Annotated in this window: 15 protein-coding genes; 8 read left to right on the plus strand and 7 right to left on the minus strand. The window is 58.0% G+C overall.

The window, feature by feature from the left end; genetic code table 11:
• Positions 1-2: 2 nt before the first annotated feature.
• A complete protein-coding gene (gene raiA, locus VEH04_05945) occupies positions 3-356 on the minus strand; it encodes a ribosome-associated translation inhibitor RaiA (protein ID HYG22308.1) in 354 nt (117 codons plus the stop codon).
• Between the two features lie 136 nt (positions 357-492).
• Here raiA and VEH04_05950 point away from each other — a divergent pair, with 136 nt between their 5' ends.
• The 5 genes from VEH04_05950 to VEH04_05970 are packed head-to-tail and all read left to right on the plus strand — an operon-like array spanning position 493 to position 5068.
• Positions 493-1272, plus strand: coding sequence for a ParA family protein (locus VEH04_05950; protein HYG22309.1), 780 nt, complete (start codon positions 493-495; stop codon positions 1270-1272).
• A gap of 47 nt (positions 1273-1319) precedes the next feature.
• Positions 1320-2372 (plus strand): prephenate dehydrogenase/arogenate dehydrogenase family protein, encoded by a 1053-nt coding sequence (locus VEH04_05955; protein HYG22310.1) that lies wholly within the window; start codon positions 1320-1322, stop codon positions 2370-2372.
• Positions 2373-2416: 44 nt separating this feature from the next.
• Complete coding sequence (locus VEH04_05960; GenBank protein HYG22311.1) at positions 2417-3712, plus strand: 3-phosphoshikimate 1-carboxyvinyltransferase; 1296 nt, start codon at positions 2417-2419, stop codon at positions 3710-3712.
• Positions 3713-3752: 40 nt separating this feature from the next.
• The gene (cmk, locus tag VEH04_05965) at positions 3753-4418 is read left to right on the plus strand and encodes a (d)CMP kinase (GenBank protein ID HYG22312.1); all 666 of its coding nucleotides are present in this window, start codon (positions 3753-3755) and stop codon (positions 4416-4418) included.
• Positions 4415-5068: a lysophospholipid acyltransferase family protein gene (locus VEH04_05970; protein HYG22313.1), complete on the plus strand. Its 654-nt coding sequence runs from the start codon at positions 4415-4417 to the stop codon at positions 5066-5068. The genes cmk and VEH04_05970 overlap by 4 nt, the downstream gene beginning before the upstream one ends.
• Before the next feature lie 57 nt (positions 5069-5125).
• Here VEH04_05970 and VEH04_05975 read toward each other — a convergent pair whose 3' ends face one another.
• Positions 5126-5458: a DUF4404 family protein gene (locus tag VEH04_05975; protein ID HYG22314.1), complete on the minus strand. Its 333-nt coding sequence runs from the start codon at positions 5456-5458 to the stop codon at positions 5126-5128.
• A 181-nt stretch (positions 5459-5639) separates the two neighbouring features.
• On the opposite strand from VEH04_05975, the gene VEH04_05980 reads away from it, so the two are divergent.
• The gene (locus VEH04_05980) at positions 5640-8156 is read left to right on the plus strand and encodes a glycosyl hydrolase 115 family protein (protein ID HYG22315.1); all 2517 of its coding nucleotides are present in this window, start codon (positions 5640-5642) and stop codon (positions 8154-8156) included.
• Positions 8157-8169: 13 nt separating this feature from the next.
• Here the strand turns inward: VEH04_05980 and VEH04_05985 are convergent, their stop codons facing one another.
• The 5 genes from VEH04_05985 to VEH04_06005 all read right to left on the minus strand — a co-directional run bounded on the left by VEH04_05985 (position 8170) and on the right by VEH04_06005 (position 15712).
• Complete coding sequence (locus tag VEH04_05985; protein ID HYG22316.1) at positions 8170-10173, minus strand: M56 family metallopeptidase; 2004 nt, start codon at positions 10171-10173, stop codon at positions 8170-8172.
• Complete coding sequence (locus tag VEH04_05990; protein ID HYG22317.1) at positions 10170-10571, minus strand: BlaI/MecI/CopY family transcriptional regulator; 402 nt, start codon at positions 10569-10571, stop codon at positions 10170-10172. The genes VEH04_05985 and VEH04_05990 overlap by 4 nt, the downstream gene beginning before the upstream one ends.
• Positions 10572-10919: 348 nt before the next feature.
• Complete coding sequence (locus VEH04_05995) at positions 10920-11960, minus strand: fatty acid desaturase (GenBank protein HYG22318.1); 1041 nt, start codon at positions 11958-11960, stop codon at positions 10920-10922.
• 326 nt (positions 11961-12286) lie between these two features.
• Positions 12287-13951, minus strand: a complete 1665-nt coding sequence (gene lnt / locus VEH04_06000; protein HYG22319.1) for an apolipoprotein N-acyltransferase — start codon at positions 13949-13951, stop codon at positions 12287-12289.
• A gap of 399 nt (positions 13952-14350) precedes the next feature.
• Entirely contained in the window at positions 14351-15712 is a 1362-nt protein-coding gene (locus VEH04_06005) for an NAD(P)/FAD-dependent oxidoreductase (protein HYG22320.1), read from the minus strand.
• A 1009-nt stretch (positions 15713-16721) separates the two neighbouring features.
• On the opposite strand from VEH04_06005, the gene VEH04_06010 reads away from it, so the two are divergent.
• Positions 16722-17438: an ABC transporter ATP-binding protein gene (locus tag VEH04_06010; GenBank protein ID HYG22321.1), complete on the plus strand. Its 717-nt coding sequence runs from the start codon at positions 16722-16724 to the stop codon at positions 17436-17438.
• Complete coding sequence (locus tag VEH04_06015) at positions 17435-19999, plus strand: FtsX-like permease family protein (protein ID HYG22322.1); 2565 nt, start codon at positions 17435-17437, stop codon at positions 19997-19999. The genes VEH04_06010 and VEH04_06015 overlap by 4 nt, the downstream gene beginning before the upstream one ends.
• Positions 20000-20028 lie beyond the last annotated feature (29 nt).

Below are 20028 nucleotides of genomic sequence, written 5' to 3' on the forward strand. Positions count from 1 at the left end.
GTTTACAGGGCCGCTTCCTGTCGTGTGCGCTTGGTCCGGGCAGCCACCTTGTGCTTGCGCGCCTTCTTCTTGCTCTGGCGTTTGCGAATCTGCTGTTCAATTTTTTTGGCGACGAGATCAATGGCGGCGTAGAGGTCACTCTCGCGATCTTCAGCGAACAGGTCGGGTCCCCGCACCCCAAGGCGGATTGAGCAGGAAAATTGTTTTTCGGGCGCGCGCGTGCGGTCGTGTTCCAGGGTCACGCGGGCGTCGACGGCCCAACGATCGAAATGTTCCAGCTTGTCGAGCTTCGCGAGCACATGATCTTCAATGGCCTTGGTCAGCGTCACGTTGTGCGTCGAAAGGATCAATTTCATATCCAGAGGATGCAGCCCGTCCGGGTCAAAATCCAGTGAAAGGTTTTCAAGGCACCACGGGAATTGCGCCCGGTTGACAAGACGCAAACTTTCATCGCTGCTTGAATCAAACCGCTCGTTCCATAACATCTGGTGCGTGCCTACCAAAGTCGTTGCGGTTGCGAATCAGAAGGGCGGAGTGGGGAAAACCACGACCGCCGTGAATCTTTCCGCATGCCTCGCGGCCATGGGCAATCGCATTCTGCTCTTCGATCTGGATCCCCAGGCGAATGCCACAAGCGGCTTGGGCCTTGAGAAAACCGAAGGGGCCAGCGCCTATCGCGTGCTGCTCGGGGAAGGCACCCTCGCGGAAAAAATCCGGCCAACGGCCTTTGAACGGCTCAGTGTAATCCCCAGTGAAGTCGACCTGTGCGGCGCGGATCTGGAACTCGCGCGGGCGGAAAACTATCTCAACCGCGTATCACAGTCTCTCCAGCCCATCCTGGACCAGAAACAATTCGACCTCGTGATGATTGATTGCCCGCCGTCGCTCGGCATTCTGACGATGAACGCGTTCGCCGCTGCCGACGGATTGCTCGTGCCGCTGCAGTGCGAATATTACGCGCTCGAAGGCATTTCAATGATCAACCGCCTGCTGGGCCAGTTGCGCGATAACGGCATCAACCCGCGGCTGGAATTGCTCGGTGTGGTAATGACTATGTTCGACAGCCGCACAAAGCTGTCCAACCAGGTTGTCAGCGAGGTGCGGGAGCATTTCGGGGAACGCGTGTTTGAAACGGTGATTCCGCGAAGCACGCGGCTGGCGGAAGCGCCAAGCTTCGGAAAGCCCATCATCCACTACGACAAATACAGCAGCGGTTCCGCCGCTTACGAGGTGCTGGCGCAGGAGTTCGTGAAACGCGCCGGCCTGGCTTAGCGCAGGTTTCCCAACACGCTGTATCGCCGTGCTTCCAAGCCGGCTGAGTGTCATCTGCCCAAACAGGTTGGAAACCTGTCCGCCCTCCGCAATGGCTGCTACGGAGGACGGGCGACGCAGCAGATTCGAAGGTCTGCGCTAGATCGCTCGCCACAAACTTCGCCACGATCGATTTGCGCTTTGCGGTTTTCATCCTCTATTCTCCCGCTGTGCGTTTTCGCAAAGTAACTATCGTGGGCGTTGGATTGCTTGGCGGCTCGATCGGGCTCGCGATCAAACAGCGCCACCTCGCGGATGAAGTCGCGGGTTACGTGCGTCGTGCCGCTAGCATCGTGGAATGCGAAAAGGCGGGCGCGCTGGATTACGCCACGAGCGATCTCCTTGCCGCGGTTTCTGGCGCTGACCTCGTGATTCTTTGCACGCCACTTTCCCACATGCGGGACCTCACGCGCCAACTGCTCCCGGCCTTGAAACGAGGCTCCGTTGTCACCGACGTCGGCAGTGTCAAAGCCAGCGTGGTCCGGGAGATCGAGCCGATTCTCCTGAAGGCCGGCGCGCAATTCATCGCAAGCCATCCCATGGCGGGTGGCGAGAAGAATGGGGTATCGGCCGCGCGGCCCGATCTTTTTGCGAACACCGTTTGTGTGGTGACTCCCACGTCCAGGAGCAGTTCCGCTGCACTCCGAAAGGTGGAGCAATTCTGGAAGGCGCTGGGCAGCCGGGTGCTCCGCATGGATCCGCGCCTTCACGATGAACTTGTAGCGCGTTCGAGTCATCTGCCACACATCAATGCGGCCGCCCTGGCGAATCTCGTATTGGATCCCAAGCATCCCAAGGAACAGCCGAAGCTCTGCGCAAACGGTTTTCGCGACAGCACCCGCATAGCGTCGGGTTCGCCAGAAATGTGGCGGGACATTGCGCTTTGCAATCGATCGGAATTAAGCCGCGCGATTGGCGGCTTCGTAAAGGAACTGGGAAAGGTGCAGCGCGCGTTGAAGAATTCCGATGCCGCCGCGCTGCAGGCGTTTTTTACGCAGGCCAAACAGCGGCGGGACGGTTGGTGTGCGGCCTGTCCGGCTTCGACGCCGGATTCGCGTTAAGTCTTCTTCGTGTCGATATCACTCACCGCTTACAATCGCATCCAGTGCTTCCGAACCTGATTGAAATTGTTCCGCTCGAAAAGTCCGTGCAGGCCGAGATCACTGTTCCCGGTTCCAAAAGCATTACGAACCGTGCCTTGATCCTCGCTGCGCTCGCGGAAGGCGAGGTGAAACTCGAGGGCGCTCTTTGGAGTGAGGACACGCAGATCATGGTGGAATGCCTGCAGGAACTGGGCTTCATGGTCGACGTGCGGCCCGACGCGAATGAATCCTGCAACCGCACGATCACCGTTTATGGCCAGAGTGGCGAAGTTCCGCCGGGCGGAACGGAATCGCAGCCTCTGGAACTGTTTGTGGGCAACGCCGGAACGGCAGCGCGATTTCTCGCTGCGTTCGTCTGCCTCGGCCGCGGCGTATATCGCCTGCATGGAATCGAACGCATGCACGAGCGGCCGCAGGCAGCGTTGTTCAGCGCGCTGCGTGAACTCGGGTATCGCATCGAAGCCGAGAAGGGGAACGAGCGCCTGCCCGTAAGGATCTGGGGCGACTTTGCAACGGGACAGCAGGGTGATGATGGAACCCGCAACGCCCTCCGACGCGCATGCCGGGTAAGCATTGAACAAAGCTCCCAGTTCGCGTCGGCACTTTTGCTGTGCGCGAGCGAAGGACAGTGGAAGGTGGAAATTGTGGGGGAGAACGCGGAGGAATCTCCCTATGTGGCGATGACATCAAAGCTCATCGAAGCCTTCCCGCGACAGGGTGGACGTTTTGTGATCGAGCCTGATGCGTCGAGTGGGAGTTATTTCTGGGACCTGGAGCCGAATCGCGTTTCAGTAGCCCGCTGGCCGAAATCTGGTTGGCAGATTGATCAACGTTTTCCGTTGTTTACCGGGATCAAAACGGCGATCTCGCGAATCAATGACCTGGGCGACAGCATCATGACGGCGATTGTCATTGCGCCCCTCCGATCCGAGCCTGTGCAGTTCACGGACCTCGGCCGCCTGCGCGTCCAGGAATGTGAACGCGTGGTTGCCCTTCGAACCGAACTGACAAAGTGCGGCGCGAAGGTCATCGAGGAAGGTGATACACTGACGGTGTATCCATCGACGCTTCACGGCGCGGAAATCGAGACGTACAACGACCATCGCATGGCCATGTGTTTCGCGATTCTGGGATTGAAAGTTGCGGGGATTAAAATTAAAAACCCGGCCTGCGTGAAGAAGACGTTTCCCAATTTTTTCCAGAAACTCGCCGCCGCTCCGCCGCACGGGCTCGGTGCAACCGTTCTGAACGCAGCGACAGGTGAAGGCCTCACTCATGAACAATTATTTGCGCATTGATGATTTCGTCGCGCCGACGATTCAATGAGCCTGCTCTGAATTGAAGAACAACATTGTCATTGCAATCGATGGCACAAGCGCCAGCGGAAAGAGCACCAATGCGAAGCTCATCGCAAGGTCGCTCGGATTCGTGTACGTCGATACAGGCGCGATGTATCGCACGCTGGCCTGGTACTGCCTTCAGCAGCGCGTGGATGTCCACGACGAGAAGGCTGTCGCTGCCGCGTGTCGCAAGTGGAAGACGCGTTTGGAATGCGCCGAGGTTGCGGGGTGCGCAGCAGTGCGACTGTTGGTGGACGGTTACTTCCCAGAAAAAGAAATCCGCACCCGGGAGACTGCCGCCGCGGTACCCCATGTGGCCGCCGTTCCAAAAGTGCGTGACTGGATGAAGAAGACGCAGCGGGACTGTATTCAATTTGGCAGTCTTGTGATGGAAGGTCGCGACATCGGAACCAACGTGTTTCCTGAGACCGATTTCAAATATTACCTGGATGCCGGACTGGCAGAGCGGTTGCGTCGGCGCGAAGCGGATGGCGTTCAGGAAAACCTCGCCGCGCGGGATCAGCGCGACAGCCAGCGCGCGGCGGCGCCACTGATGGTCGCGCTCGGTGCAAAGGTGATCGACAACTCCGGGCAGACGCCTGACGAAACGAGTGGCTTGATCATTGCCGATATCCGCCAGCGCATCGCGGATAGTGGACAATGAATCCGGTTTACTACATTGGCTGGTCGTTGTTCCGTCTGATTTACGCCACCTATTTTCGCTGGCGCGTGTTTCATCCCGAGCGCGTTCCGTTGAAAGGCCCGGTGATCCTGGCGGCGAATCACGCCAGCTACATCGACCCGCCTCTCGTTGGCGCAGGCATTCATCGAGGCATCAATTACCTGGCACGCGAAAGCCTGTTTCGCTTTCCTGTCATGGGATGGGTGTTGCGCAAATGGAACGCGGTGCCCGTCGACCGCGATGGCGGCGGGGCAAGAGGCTTGAAGGCCATCCTGGATCGGTTGCTGGCAGGCGGCGCGATCATTCTGTTCCCGGAAGGAACCCGAACTCCCAATGGAAAGCTGCAACCCGCGCGATCGGGGATTGGATTGACAGTGATCAAGTCGAAGGCGGTCGTTATCCCCGTGCGAGTGTTCGGAACGTATGAAGCCTACGGGCGCCATATGAAATTCCCGCTGCCGGGACCTATTGCAGTGAAGTACGGCCGGCCCATGAAGTTTGAATCGCTGCGCGCCGAAGCGAAGACATGCTCGAAGGAGCGCCTGAAGCAGATTTACCAGGAAGTGGCCGACCAGTTGATGTCGGAGATCGGCAAGCTTCAGCCGAGCTGGGATCGCGACAAATTTCCGTGAGGGGTTGCGCCTGATGAAGCCATGGCGCGTTCCGATTCCTCATTTTCTGATCAAGCCCTAGATGCCGAGGTTCGACAACGTCTGGCTGATGTTGTTGACGATCTGCACGAGTTGCGGGTGCGACTTTTCAAACCCTTCGACAGAGCGCGACATGCCACGCAAGGAAAGGTCCAGCAATTCCGGATTTTGTTTGGTGCGGGTCGCTTCGTGGGCGGAGCGTTCAGCGAATCCGGCGATGCTTTCTGCCTGTTCTCGTTCGGTTTCAGGCACGCTCGCGATCTCCGCCTTCAAGGTGCCGAGCAACTGCAACAACTCGGCCTTGCGCTCGCTCGTGATCGACTCTGCGCCTTTAATCTTTCCTTCAATCTTCTGGATGGTGTCATCGATCATGGTTGCTCCGTTCTGAGGAAAACATAGCGGTGTATTGCGACAGGGCAAGGTGCGTTTGAGCAATGAGCCGCGCGCGGGCGCAACTCGACCTATCTCGCCCGCCCGCTCCTCCACTCCAAGTGGAAGAGAGGGAGACATTTCACGGGCTTGTCTTCGCAATGAGCTCCGCACAGGCTGGCTCATGCAGAATAGCACTGGACCGTTTTCTCCTGCGTTGCGCCTGCTGACGCTTTTCAAAATCGCCGCTGCAGTTTCCTTCACCGCGCCCGCTGCCGATGCGCCGCGCGCGAGCAGCCAGCGAGTGCAACCGGCCGACTTTCCGCTGGTTGCGTCCAATCACGCCGCCGTGATTGTGATCGACGAAGCCGACGCGAAGGTGGTGCGGATCGCTGCCGCGTTGCTGGCTGCGGACATTCAGAGCGTAACGGGTTTGCTGCCGCTCGTGACAAATGACATCCCGGAATCAGCGAGCAGCCTGGTGGTCATTGGAACAATCGGGAGTTGCCGACACGTTGACGATTTGGTGAGTCGCCAGAAATTTGACATGGAGGGCATTCGCGGTGGCTGGGAAAGATTCAAGATCGGGACCGTCGAGCAGCCATTTCCTGGAGTTGCAAAAGCGTTGGTGATTGCCGGAAGCGATCGGCGTGGCGCTGCATACGGCGTCGTTTCGCTGTCGGAGTCCATGGGAGTTTCGCCCTGGCATTGGTGGTCAGATGTGACGCCTTCCCCCCGAACGAATGTGTTCGTCAGCGCAGATTCCTTCGTGTCCCGCGAACCCTCCGTCCGTTATCGCGGATTTTTCATCAACGACGAGGATTGGGGATTGCAACCATGGGCGGCGCGCACCTTTGAAGGCGGTTCCAATGAAGTGAAGGATATCGGCCCCAAAACGTATGCGAAGGTTTTTGAGCTCTTGCTGCGGCTCAAGGCCAACACACTGTGGCCTGCCATGCACGCCTGCACGAAACCGTTCAATTATTATCCCGCAAACCGGCAGCTCGCGGACGATTATGCAATCGTGATGGGTTCATCGCACGCCGAACCCATGCTGCGAAACAATGTCGGCGAATGGACGGCCCCTCCTGCGGAGTACAATTACCAGACGCACAGCAACCAGGTGCGAGAATACTGGGAGACACGCGTCAGGGAAAATGGCAGGTTCGAGAACATCTACACGCTGGGCATGCGAGGCATCCACGATTCACGCATGCAGGGGCCGCGTGGCCGTGGTGAGCAGGTTCAGTTGCTGCAACAGATTTTCAGCGATCAGCGCGCGCTGCTTGCCAGACATGTGTCGTCCGACGTCGATTCCGTCCCCCAGGTGTTCTGCGCCTACAAGGAGGTGCTGGATGTGTATCGTGGCGGACTGAAGGTGCCCGATGACGTCACCATCATGTTTCCCGATGATAACTTCGGTTACATCAGGACCTTTGCGACCGCGCAGGAACGGCAACGCCGCGGCGGCGCGGGCGTCTACTACCACATTTCCTACCTGGGCCGGCCATTGTCTTACCTCTGGCTGTGCACCACGCCACCGGCGTTGATCTGGGCCGAGATGACCAGGGCCTACGAACACGGTGCGCAACGCATGTGGATCGTAAACGTTGGCGATATCAAACCCGCGGAAATCGGAACGGAGTTTTTCCTGAAGCTGGCATGGGATGTACAGCAGTGGCGCGAAGACACTGTGAATCAATTCCTGGCGGGTTGGGCTGCGCGCGAATTCGGGCAGGATGCAGCGCCGGAAACTGCCGCGATCATGGAGCAGTTCTATCGCTTGAATCACCAGCGCAAGCCAGAACACCTGCAATGGTGGCTGCCCAACGAGGAGCCGCGCCCGAGTCCCTGGAGCAATCGCGTCATCGCCGAGCGGCTTGCGGCATTCGACGATTTGGTTGAACGCGTCGAAGCGCTGGCGCGGCGTATTCCAAAGTCAAAGCACGACGCGTTCTTTCAACTGGTGCGTTACCCCGTCGCCGGTTCGGCCCTCGCCAATCGACGCTACTTTCTGGGTGAGCGCGGCCTGTCTGAAGCAGAGCGCGCGGATGCCGAGTTGAGGGAGCTCACCCGCGTTTACAACGAGGAGATTGCGGGCGGCAAGTGGCACGGTTTCATGAGACTCGAACCCGCAGATAACGAATGGCGAGGGATGCGCATCAGCCGGTGGCAATCACGACAATGGCGCTCGCTGGATTTCACGAACGAACCAACTTCAGCCCCGATCGTCATTGAAGCCGAACAGTTTTCAACCCAGCGCAAAGGACCATCGGGTGAATGGAGAACGATCGGAGGTCTGGGCCCTTCAGGCGATTCGGTCAGCCTCTTCCCCGTGACGGCCCCGAGCGTCCCTTTGACAAATGTGTCCACGCACGCTCCGAGGCTGACATACGGCCTTGAGATGAAGTTCGCGGGCGAAGTCGACGTGACAGTCTGGTTGGTTCCAACCTTTCCCGTGAGCGGGAGCACGTTGCGAATCGCTATGGCTGCGGGAGATGAAACGCCACGCGTTCTGGAAGCGGCGCGGCGCGACGGAACAGCCGAATGGTCAGCAGGTGTCTTGAACGCAGCCGTACCCGTGAAGACCCGTCTGACGGTCCCGCAGCCAGGCCGAACCCCGCTGCACCTTTACGGAATCGATCCCGGCGTGGTCGTCGATCGCATCGAAGTTCAATTGCTTCAAGACAACCAGCCCTAAACAATTTCCCCTTTTAATCGGCGTCTTTGTCACTGTTAAGCCGGCGCCCTGCAGCATCGATCAACGTCGCGGTGACGAGGACGATCAATCGTTCAGCCGGCGCGCCGGGCGCGGGTTGGGCGCTGGTGAGGACAACAGTTTGGCCGTCCCAAATGACGGCTTTTCCGGTGAGTTGTCGAACCGCTATTTTCGGCTTGGAAATTGAAAGGCGTGCGCGACTCCCATCGATATATGCCGTGACCTCTTCCTGCTGGTTCTCGAGGATCTTCTTGCCCGTTGCACTGAGATTGAGTGAAACGGTATTGCTCACGGGTCCGAGGTCGGACGCGATATCCAGGAAGTATCCCAATTCGATGTCGGTGACCAACAGGGCGTCGTTCGTCCCGTTCCTGGTGGAAACCCCGGGGGCAATACGCGCCGCCGGATTAATGCCTGTACGCATTTTGTGAATGTCCAAGGACTGAATCGATGCCTGGCGCCCTGGCAGGGTGGTGACGGACAGTTCACTCATCGTCTCGGCAGTATTCGCGCGGAGCATCCGTCGTGCTTGACCCAGGTCGCGGGCTGAAAGAATTCCAACCACGGCGCCCTCGAGGGAAGTGCCTGGCCCGAAGAACCCTCGAATAAAATCCCGCGCCACGGAATCAGCGACACTGGCAAACTGTGCTCGAAGGGTTAGCTGGGGCTGCGCGACAGCGGATTCTGACGAGATGTGCTCGTGGGAGGGCTCAGCAGATCCTTGGCCGTTTTCAAAGAGGGCCGGTTCCGCTGATTGAATAGTCGCTGTTCCGGAACTGACGGTAACATTGCCGTGAACATGGAGAACGCCAGTTTCAAGATTGAGCACAGCTTGATCCGAAATAACCTCGATCGGCTCGACGGAATGGCGGGCTGCAATGACAGGCGGCGACGCAGCAACGACTGTCTGCGGTGTCGCCTCGGAATGCCGCGATGCATGGCCGGACCTGACCGATGCCACGCCTATCCGTGCGCCGCCCGCAGACAGGAGCAACATGACAACGCTCACGAGAACGCCTGCCAGGATTGCGCGCCATGTCAGGCGCAGGGCAGGACGGTAACCCGGAACAAGGAGACGCTGAATACGATCGGCTAGGCGTGATTGGCGCGATAGGCACGCAAAGGCGGGCGCCGCAGCGCCCGGGCGCAACGTTGATTCCGCGACATGAACAAGGGTTCGCACGTACTCGACTGGAGCACCACCCAGCTGAATGGCCATCGCATCACAACAGACTTCGCGTTCACATCGAATTTGCTGGCTAATCCACCAAACTGCGGGATTGAAGAACAGCAACGCCTCGGTGAACAACTGGAACAGGTTCGCGAGATAATCGCCTCGGCGTATGTGCGTCAACTCATGAAGCAGAATGAACCGAAGCTGTTCGTGTGACAATGTCGTGACAAGCGACAGCGGCAGGATCAGCGTGGGCACGAAGATTCCCATCACCGCTGGCGACGCAAGGCCTTTGGTAATGCGAACCCGAACCTGGCAGGTGATGCCCAATGCGGAACGAGCCCGCTGCACCAGTTGGTCGAGCTCCGGCAGGGTGGCCATCGAGCTTGAGCGGCGCAATCGATCAGCTCCCGCCACTTGCAGACCCGCTCGAACAAGCATCAACAGGGCTCCACAAAGCCAGCCTGGAAGGAGCCAGGCGCTCCACGGAACCGATGCTGGCAACTGCACCGTGCCCGACGCGGCAATGCTGCTCGGGGAGTCGCCGAACGCGTTGAAATCTGCGGCAACCGCGGATTTTGTTGCAAGCGAAACAGGCGAGGTGATTACTTCGGGTTGAACAGCGGCCCAAGTCATAATTGCCGAAGAGAGCACCAGGACCAGGGCTGCCACGGATAATCGATAACGCACGGCCGGGGATGCACAATGGCGCAGCGCGAAAGCCATGGCCAGCGCGACTACACCCGCCTGCCATAATGTGTGCAGGAGCGTTTCGATCAACAACGCGCACGTCCCGGAGTTTAGGAACTGGATGAGAGGCTTCATGTCTTTCCACCTTTGCGGCCGCGTTGTTCGTGTTGGGCTATGATGTCCTTGATCTTTTGAAGCTCATCGGAGGTGACGTCCTTTGTGTCGAGAAGGCACTGCACCATCGGACTAAGCGCGCCATTGAACGCGTGTTTGAGAGCGTAAAGCAATTCCCCCTTCTGAGCCTGTTCACGGGAAACTGCAGAACGAAATACAGTCACGTTTCGCTGTTTATCCGCCTTGAGCAATCCTTTGGTGACCATCCTGTCCATCAACGTTCGAACCGTGCTGTACGTCCAGGAGGTCTGCTTCTGCACCTTCTGTTGAATGTCAGGAGCCGTGCATGGTTCCAGTTCCCACACGGCTTTGATGACAGTCCACTCAGCTTCGGTCAGTTCGATAGGTGATCGCGGCATAAATATATCGTATGCCGGCGCACTATCTTTACAGGTGTAGAGATTGTCAAGCCATAAATCTACATCTGTAGATATCGGGTTGAACGCTCGTCCGGTTCGCGGGTATTCAGATCCTGGCCTCCCGATAGGATCCCTCACTTTGAACCAGTCCTGGCACAGAGAAGAGGCGAGAATCGCGAAGACAAGCTACGGCACCTGGACGTCCGTGTTTCGTGTAATTGGTGTGATTCGCGGTTGTCCCTCTTCAATCGTGCCCCGCGACACACGAGGAGATTATGAGATGAACAAGAAACACACGATCCCCCCGAAATTCGCACAATCCACGCCGCTGGTTTGCGGCGTCGTGACTCAGTTCTGCCTGGCGGATTTCAGGGTGCGCAGGTGGCGATAGCCGACCAGGCGCTGGCGTTGTTCGTCCCAGAGACGGAAGGTGAACGATTTGAAGCTGGCCAGCAGGGTGACGGGTGGGACGGTCTGAAACAACGGCTCCGAATTGTGGCACTTCTCGAGGTGATAGTTCGGAATGCGCGGGCTCAGATGATGAATGTGGTGGAAGCCGATGTTGCCCGAGAACCATTGCAGGATCTTCGGCAGCTTGTAGAACGAACTTCCCTGCAGCGCCGCCGTGGCATAATCCCAATTGTCAGTCCGCTGCCAGTACACCCCTTCAAACTGGTGCTGCACATAGAACAACCACACACCGACAGAACCCGCAACCGCCATGACAATCAATTGAATCAGCACATACGCCTTCACGCCCATTGCCATGCTTAGAAGGGCCGCAACCAGAAGCAGACCCAGGTTCGTGCCGTAGACGGAGAGCGTCTCCTTGTGGCCGGCTTTCGGCGCCGCGAAACGTTCCATCACCAGAAAGAGAAACAGCGGGGCTATCAGGAAGAGAATGATCGGATTGCGAGCCAATCGATACGAAAAGCGTTTCCAGCGGGAGGCCTCAAGATATTCCTGCACGGTGAGAGTCCAGACGTCGCCCGTCCCCCGGCGATCCAGGTCGCCCGAGGTTGAATGATGAATGGCATGCTCCCAGCGCCAGTGGAAATATGCGGTAAATGTCATGAGACCCGTAATGGTGCCCAGGATGTGATTCGCGAGCGGCGATTTGAAGAACGACCCGTGTCCGCAGTCGTGGAAAATAATGAAAATTCGGACCATGAATCCGCCTGCAAGAATCGCCAGGGGAACCGTCAGCCACCACGAAATCTTGTGAGTGTAATACATCAGCACCCAGAGGCCGATATAAGGCACCACGGTATTGATGACTTGCCAAAGCGCTGCGCGATTTGAGGGTTTCTGATAGCGGGCAACGATTTTCTTCCAATTCGGATCAACTGTCGCCGCAGATGGCACCGAAGAATTCTCTGAGTTTGTCATGATCAATACGGCGGTTCCCGCTGCACACTACATGGGATTTCCGCGCGGCTCACAGTAGTTCAACAGTGCACCAAGGGCAACCGTCAATCTCTGGAGGAGGGGCCGTGGCGGCAGGCATCGTTGCCAGCCCGTGAAACCGAGCTGCCAGCCCGCTGGAAGAAACATCAAATGAAGCGAGCGCGCGGAGAGTCCCTGAGTGTCTCTGGTGCTTATCGGCTTTTCCGGACGGCAAGGATGCAAGCCCGCTACGTCAGGCGAGATGCCTGAAGCTGCTTCCCCCGCGCAAACGCGCTTGAACAACTTTCAGCCAGTCATCGTCATCGATTTCAAAACCGCTTCCGCTTCAATGAGGCCGCCAGAATTCCGCCCACGGATGCCACCACGCAGCCCCATCCAAACCAGTCGCCGTTTCGTCGATAAAAAGTGTCACCGCTCGTCTGGCCTTCGTTTAATAGCGGCACTTCGATCGTCAGGAATCCCTCCCCGTATATCGTTTCCTGCGCATCCCTGAAGATCTCCCGCAGTCGCCCGTGACGGTCCACCCAGCAGGTCAATCCATTGTTCGAGCAGCGAATGAGTGGGATGCCATTTTCAATCGCACGGAAGATCGCGTTGGCCGCGTGCTGCCATTGTGCCGCGCTTTCCCCAAACCAGCCGTTATTCGTGATGTTCACCAGGAAGTCTGTGTCTGCATCAACATAGGTGCGGACCAGATGCGGAAAATTGTCCTCAAAACAGATCAGCACAGACGTCTTCACCAGGGACACGTCGTTCGTGTCGGCGTCTAGGCCGCGTGGTTGAATGGCCATCCTGAACGGAACAGCTTCGTCCCCAGGCGTGAAGCTGCTGGTCACCGGCGTGAAGTTTTTCAAAAAGGGCATCCACTGCTCGAGTGGAATGTACTCGCCGAAAATGACCAGGCTGCGCTTGCGGTACCTGTCCGCGAGCCGGCCGTTGGGATTCAGCAGGAAACTGCTGTTGTAATATTCCGCGCGCCCCGGTGCCTTGCGCGAGGGTTCGGCGTCGTCAGCGCCAACAATCATCCATATGCGGTGTTCCTGCGCGAGCGCGGAAAGCGGATCAAAGATTTCTTTCTCGTAGCGGAGCAGCTTTGGAATCGCCGCCTCGGGCCAGATGACAAGGGCGGCGTCGTTCGTGAGCGACTGTTCTGTCAATTTCAGGAGCGCGGTGAACCTTTCCATGTCGTCGTCGCGATTCCAAATCATCGTCTGCGGAATGCTCGGCTGGATCAATGTTACGCGAAGTGTCCGTTCCGGGACTGCCGGATTTCTTAAATGGGCGAAGCCAAATGCCATTGCGATGCTGACACCCAGTGCCGGCAGCGCCATTTCCCGCACGCCGGGGGAGCGGGCCCGTGGATCCTTCACAATCATCGACAGCGCGCAGAGAAGAGCCATCGAACCCCACACCATCAGAAACGACACTCCGTAAACGCCTGTGATAGCACTGATTTGGATCAACGGCAGGAGTTCATATTGGGAGGCGCCGAGGAGGTTCCAGGGAAATCCGCCAAAGATGCGCGCGATCACCATTTCAATTGCAACCCACAGAGCCGCGGCACCAAGAGCCCAGCGGGTTCGATGGTTCCACGTCGCCTTCGCCAGCAAGATCAATCCAGCCGGAAGGCGGATGCCTCCGCTCGAGGCGGGTGACCCAGCCGGCGGAGACCATCGGCAAATCAGCCACGTCCAGGTAGCGGGGAACAGGGAGAGAAACGCGCTGAGCGCTATCCAACCAAGGATTGGGTATCCTTGAACAGGAATGCAGAGCAGCCAATACAATGACGCCAGGTAGTGCGCCATGCCTGCAACGTAACCGAGGCCGAACGATCGGCGGCCTCGAGTGCCGAGCGCCGTGGCGGCGAGAAGTCCTGGTGCGATCCAGCCCGCGCCCGCAATTCCGATATTGGGAAACGCGCTCGCGAGCACGAGCCCGGCGAAGGCCGCAAGTGCATAGCGAACAGGTGCCAAGGCAATGATTAATCTGAGTTGCAACGCGTCGCAGCTTGCACGAAAGGGAAGACAACTTGCCAGTGGATTTCCACGAGGTGTCGCGCTTCCAACTCCAAACGCCTGCGGGCCAGGTTAACGACGAATCACACGAATCACACGAAAAGGGGCCGGGACAAAAAAACAAGTTTTCAGCTGCCGGCAGCGCGGCGGCGGTGAGCTCGATCTCGTGTATTTGGTAGCCCTACAAGCGGAAGTCTTTCAAGGTTTGGCAACCTGGGCTACGAACCATCCGAGATAAGGATATTTTGGTACCGGCTCTGCCGCTCCGGGTGCTTCGTGGTAGATCCCGTTTCGTCTGCCATGTTTAACGTATCGGATCTGCTGATGCGGGTTAAGTACGCGGACTTCGGTCGCGACTCACGTTCTCTCGCAAACTTCCCCTGAACGGTTGCGAGCACGGGCCGTGGGCGAAAAGGAAATCCGTGGAACGATCGGCCATTTGGCCTGCGCCTTGACCAACAGGAAGAACAGCTTGCGCCGCCAGTCGAGCTTCCATCCACCCTCCAGCTCGCCAGCGAGAATGGCAACGATCGCGTCGGGAATCTGCAGGCGATTGCGAGGCTCCATGAACAGCTCCATGAACGGCGTTGTGTAGAATTGCTCAACCAGTTCCCAATAATATTGCATTGCACGAAACACCCGTTTCTCGTACGCCGCCATCCGCTTCTGGCCGTCGCTGCCGTCCGCCAGCGAATCCACAATCAAATGTGCCGCCATGCGCCCCGAATACATCGCCAGGTAAACCCCCGCGGAAAAAATCGGATCCATGAAACCGGCCGCGTCGCCAATCCGCACAAGGCGTGGCCCGAAGAGGCGGCGGTTGTAGTAGGAGAAGTCGCTTGTCGTCTGGATCGAATTTATCAGGGTGGCGCCCCCCATTCGGTCCCGCATCTCGGCGCTGGATTTCCAGACTCGCTCGAAGGCCTCCGCCGGGGAGAGCTTCATCGTTGCAAATTCATGCTGATCGATGACGCAGCCGATGCTCACCTTCTCGGGCGAGATCGGGATCAGCCAGAACCATTTGCTCTCAAGGCGCACGATGATGATGTCGCCGGCTTTCGAGCCTTCATCCATTTTTACCCCTGCGAAGTGGCCGAAGATGGCGATCTTTTTGAGGTGCGGATGAATCACCCGCAAGTTCTCCTGGTTGCCGGTAAAATTCGCCCGGCCGCTTGCATCGATGAGGAACGAGCCGTGGAAGGTTTCCTTGATGCCCGAATCCGAGCTGCTTTCGACTGAGACGCGGCCGGCGTCCTGGGAATAACGTGAAACGGTCCAACCCTCGCGCACTTCGGCGCCTGATTCGCGGGCGTGATCGAGTAGAATCTCGTCAAACCGTGCGCGATCGACCTGGAAAGCCATGGGCTCGCGCGTGAAGCAGCCGTTTTTGAAGGTGAGCTTGAGCGCTTTGCTGGAGTTGCCCAGGTGGAACTGCGCTCCGTATTTGCGTGTGAACCCCGCCGCCTCGAGCTTTGGCAAAACGCCGATCTCTCGAAAAATCATTTCGTTGTACGGCAGAAGGGATTCCCCAATATGAAACCGCGGAAAATGTTCCTTTTCGAGGACGAGCACGCGCTTTCCGGCCTGCGCCAGGTAGGTGGCAGCCGCGCTTCCGCCTGGGCCGCCGCCAATAATCAACGCGTCATAGAACGTTTCGGACATGCCGATATCAAAGGCCAAAAGGATGGTTGCTGCAAGTCCGGGCAGCCTCGTTGACACGAATTGAGAGGTAGCCCACCGGAGGTTGAATTCGTCTTTGGCCTGCTTGGAAGAATTGGCTTTTTGTTTCGTGTGATTCGTGTTTTTCGTGGTTGCAACTCTTTCGCCGTTGATTCGTGTTCATCAGTTTTCATTCGTGGTTCAAACCCCAGGAGCCTCACGCAAAGCCCCCTGTTTTTTAACCTGCTCACATGAGCCCGAGCAAGGTTCATGGAAAGGCCGCAAAGGTCGGGAGGGGAAAAACGGCATTGAACACGAGCAAGCAGAGGTAGCAGAGAGAGGAGCGGGATTTTGTTCTTCTAATCCGTGTTGATCCGTCGTTAACAACTCTCCCGTTGATTCGCGACAATTCGTGAAATTCGCGTAAACCGTTTGCCTTCCGTATCCGTCGCCACCGGAGGTTGAATTCGTCTTTGGCCTGCTTGGAAGAATTGAATTTTTGTTTCGTGTGATTCGTGTTTTTCGTGGTCATGCAACTCTTTCGCCGTTGATTCGTGTTCATCGGTGTTCAAACCCGAAGAGCCTCACGCAAGGCCCCCTGTTTCTTTTAACCTGCTCACGACCCTTGCACCCGCGCGGGTTCATGGGAAGGGCGCGAAGGTCGGGAGCGGAAAACGGCATTGAACAGGAGCAAGCAGAGGTAGCAGAGAGAGGAGCGGGATTTTGTTCTTCTAATCCGTGTTGATCCGTCGTTAACAACTCTCCCGTTGATTCGCGACAGTTTCGTGAAGTTCGCGTAAACCGTTTGCCTTCCGTATCCGTCGCCACCTGCGGTCGAATTCGGCTTTGGCCTGCTTGGAAGAATTGGCTTTTTGTTTCGTGTGATTCGTGTTTTTCGTGGTCATGCAACTCTTCGCCGTTGATTCGTGTTCATCGGTTTTCATTCGTGGTTCAAACTCGAGGAGCCTCACGCAAAGCCCCCTGTTTCTTTTAACCGGGTCACGACCCTTGGCGTCGCGTGGTGCTTTTGATTTGACCCGCAGAGGGACTCGTGGAAAGTCAGGGGCGCATGACCCCGATACTCACAGTGCGCGGACTGACGAAGACGTACCCGACCGAGGCAGGACCCCTCACCGTGTTGAAGGATGTCACACTTGATGTTCCGGCGGGCTCCACGTGCTCAATCGTCGGCCCATCGGGCAGCGGCAAGACGACCCTCCTCGGCCTTTGCGCCGGTCTCGATGAACCGAGCGCAGGATCGGTGTGCATCGGGGGACGCGAATTGCACACCGAAAACGAGGATGGCCGCGCGCGAATCCGGAATGAACTGGTCGGATTTGTGTTTCAGAACTTCCAATTGATTCCCACTCTGACAGCGCTCGAGAACGTAATGGTGCCCCTGGAGCTTCAAGGCAAACGGAAGCTTCAGGATCGGGGACGCGAACTCCTCGCGAAAGTCGGGTTGGCCGACCGCCCAGACCATTATCCCGCACAATTGTCGGGCGGCGAACAGCAGCGCGTCGCGCTCGCACGCGCGTTCATGAACCAGCCCAAAATCCTGTTCGCTGATGAGCCCACGGGGAATCTCGACGTGGAGACCGCCGAAAGGATTGTCGAATCGTTGTTCGAACTGAATGCCTCCTTCAATACTGCGCTTGTGCTCGTGACCCACAATCTTGAACTCGCACAACGAACGGATCGCATCTTCAAACTCCATCGCGGCGTCCTCGTCGCCGTGGAAGCCGGGCAGGGGAGACACGCCCAGGCAACAGCCTCCACACGATGAAGTCCCTGCTCAGCGGCATCGCACACCTTCTTCGTTCCTGGACGTGGCTCATGGCCTGGCGCGACAGCCGTCGCAGCCGGCGGCGGCTGCTCCTGTATGCGGGATCAATCGTTCTCGGCATCGCCGCGCTGACTGCGATTTCCTCCTCGGGCCGCCAGATGCAGCAGGCGATTGAAGAACAATCCAAGGCGCTGCTCGGCGCGGACCTGATGGTCAACACGCGGGATTCGGCTTTGAACGCGGAACAGGAGGAATTCCTCAAATCGCTCGGCGGCGAACAAGCGCGGGAAATTAATTTTGCCTCCATGGTTTACTTCGTGAAATCGGAAGGCACCCGCCTTGTCCAGGTGCGTGCCCTTGCAGGGAACTTCCCTTTCTATGGCGAATTGGAGACAAACCCTCGCGGCGCCATTGCTTCGTTGCGCAATGGCACGGGCGCACTGGTGGAGCAGAATCTCATGGATGTTTTTGGCGCGAAGATCGGCGATCCCATCAAAGTCGGCGAGATCACACTGCCCATCGCGGGCGTGCTGACGCGAGTGCCTGGGGAGACAATGGGATTCGGAACCATCGCACCACGCGTTTACATCCCGCTCGCCAGCCTCGAGAACAGCGGCTTGATCGGCGAAGGGAGCCTCGCCCGGCAGAAGATCTATTTCAAATTGGCCGCGGAAGTGAACGTCGAGGCGTTCGCGGACAGCCGCCGCGATGAATTTCGCCGGCTCGGGTTGCGCTACGACACCGTGGAGGAACGCCAGCGCGATCTCGGCCGCGCGCTCGAGAACATGATGCGGTTCCTGAATCTCATCGGGTTCGTTGCGCTCCTGCTGGGAGGGGTCGGCGTGGCCAGCGGCATTCATGTCCACATGAAGCAGAAGCTTGGGACGATCGCGACGCTGCGTTGCGTCGGCTGTTCTACGGGGCAGTCGTTTGCGATTTACCTGGCGCAAGCAATGGCACTCGGTGCGGTGGGCGCCGTGCTGGGCGCTGGAATTGGCGTGTTGATTCAATACTTTGTTCCTTCGCTGCTCGGTGAATTCATCCCGTTCGAAGTTCGGCCCGCGATTTCATGGAGCGGCCTTTGGACTGGAATCTGGATCGGTTTCCTCATTTGCATGCTGTTCGCATTGCTCCCGCTGATTCCCGTGCGACGTGTGCCGCCACTGGCTGCGTTGCGCTCGGCCTTCAGCGAACGCTCAAGTGACAGACGGGATCCGATGCTCTGGCTGGCCTGCCTGCTCATTCTTGCGGGACTCGTTGCATTCGGCGTGCTGCAAAGCCGCGAATGGCAGCATGGCGTGGGATACGCCGTCGGGATCATCGTGGCGTTCGGGTGCCTTGGGGGCCTCGCTTCGTTGGTCGCATGGATTTCCCGCAAGGTCACATCCGCGTCGTGGCCCTTCATCTGGCGGCACGGCATGTCGAACCTGTATCGTCCGAACAACCGGACCGTGTTGCTCATGGTTTCGTTGGGAATGGGAACCTTCCTTGTCCTGACGCTATATCTGGTCCAGATGAATCTGCTCGGCGAGTTGCTGCGGCCCAAAAGCGAGCAGGACGGCAATGCCGTGTTGTTTGATATTCAAAATGACCAGCGTCAAGACGTCCGAAACGTCCTGCAGTCACAAGGCCTGCCCGTTCTCGAGGATGTGCCGATGATTTCCATGCGCCTGCGAGCAATCAAGGGTCGGACGGTGGAGGAAATCCGCAATGATCCCCGCAGCAACATTCGCGGATGGGCGCTCGGACGGGAATACAGATCAACCTACCGCGGCAGCCTGGTTGCCACGGAGAAACTGCTGGAAGGGACATGGCACTCGCGGGTGGAAAACGTAAACGATCCGATTCCCGTTTCGCTGGAGGAGGGGATTGCGCGAAACCTGCATGTCGGGATCGGCGACGAGATTGAATTCGATGTGCAAGGGGTTCCCGTTCGAACGCGTGTTGCCAGTTTGCGTGAAGTCGATTGGCGGCGGCTCTCGCCAAACTTTTTTGTGGTGTTTCCCGAGGGTGCGATCGAGGAAGCGCCCGCGATGCACATGATGGTGACCCGGGTTCAATCGAGCGAACAATCGGCGCGATTGCAGCGCGAGGTGGTGCGGCAATTTCCAAACGTTTCCGCGGCTGACCTGACGCTCATTCTCCAAACGGTCGGATCCGTTCTCGACAAGATCAGCTTTGTAGTGAGATTCATGGCGCTGTTCACCGTGGGAACGGGGTTGATCGTGCTGGGCGGCACGATCGTCAGCGGAAGATATCAGCGTCTGCGCGAGAGCATCCTGCTTCGAACCCTTGGCGCGAGCCGGCGCCAGGTGCTGCAGATTCTGACGGTGGAGTATTTCCTATTGGGCGCACTTGCCGCGCTGACAGGAATTTTATTCGCGGTTGCCGCCAGCTGGATGCTCGCGTCGCATGTCTTCGACCTGAAGCCGCGCTTTTACCCAATGCCGCTATTCATCGCGGTAGGCACCGTGTCGCTGCTGACAGTGATCTTTGGGTTGCTCGGAAACCGCACCGTGTTAAATCGCCCGCCGCTTGAGGTTTTGCGGGAAGAGGGATAGCAGCGTTTTGAAGTCGATTACACTGAAAA

The organism is Verrucomicrobiia bacterium (assembly GCA_035629175.1).
Classification (GTDB): Bacteria; Verrucomicrobiota; Verrucomicrobiia; order Limisphaerales; family DASXHY01; genus DASXHY01.

Bases quoted from the DNA above. Each gene is read 5' to 3' on its own strand.
- raiA (HYG22308.1), bottom strand. From the start codon at position 356: ATGAAATTGATCCTTTCGACGCACAACGTGACGCTGACCAAGGCCATT.
- VEH04_05970 (HYG22313.1), top strand. From the start codon at position 4,415: ATGAATCCGGTTTACTACATTGGCTGGTCGTTGTTCCGTCTGATTTAC.
- VEH04_05975 (HYG22314.1), bottom strand. From the start codon at position 5,458: ATGATCGATGACACCATCCAGAAGATTGAAGGAAAGATTAAAGGCGCA.
- VEH04_05980 (HYG22315.1), top strand. From the start codon at position 5,640: ATGCAGAATAGCACTGGACCGTTTTCTCCTGCGTTGCGCCTGCTGACG.
- VEH04_05985 (HYG22316.1), bottom strand. From the start codon at position 10,173: ATGAAGCCTCTCATCCAGTTCCTAAACTCCGGGACGTGCGCGTTGTTG.
- VEH04_05990 (HYG22317.1), bottom strand. From the start codon at position 10,571: ATGCCGCGATCACCTATCGAACTGACCGAAGCTGAGTGGACTGTCATC.
- VEH04_05995 (HYG22318.1), bottom strand. From the start codon at position 11,960: ATGACAAACTCAGAGAATTCTTCGGTGCCATCTGCGGCGACAGTTGAT.
- VEH04_06010 (HYG22321.1), top strand. From the start codon at position 16,722: ATGACCCCGATACTCACAGTGCGCGGACTGACGAAGACGTACCCGACC.
- VEH04_06015 (HYG22322.1), top strand. From the start codon at position 17,435: ATGAAGTCCCTGCTCAGCGGCATCGCACACCTTCTTCGTTCCTGGACG.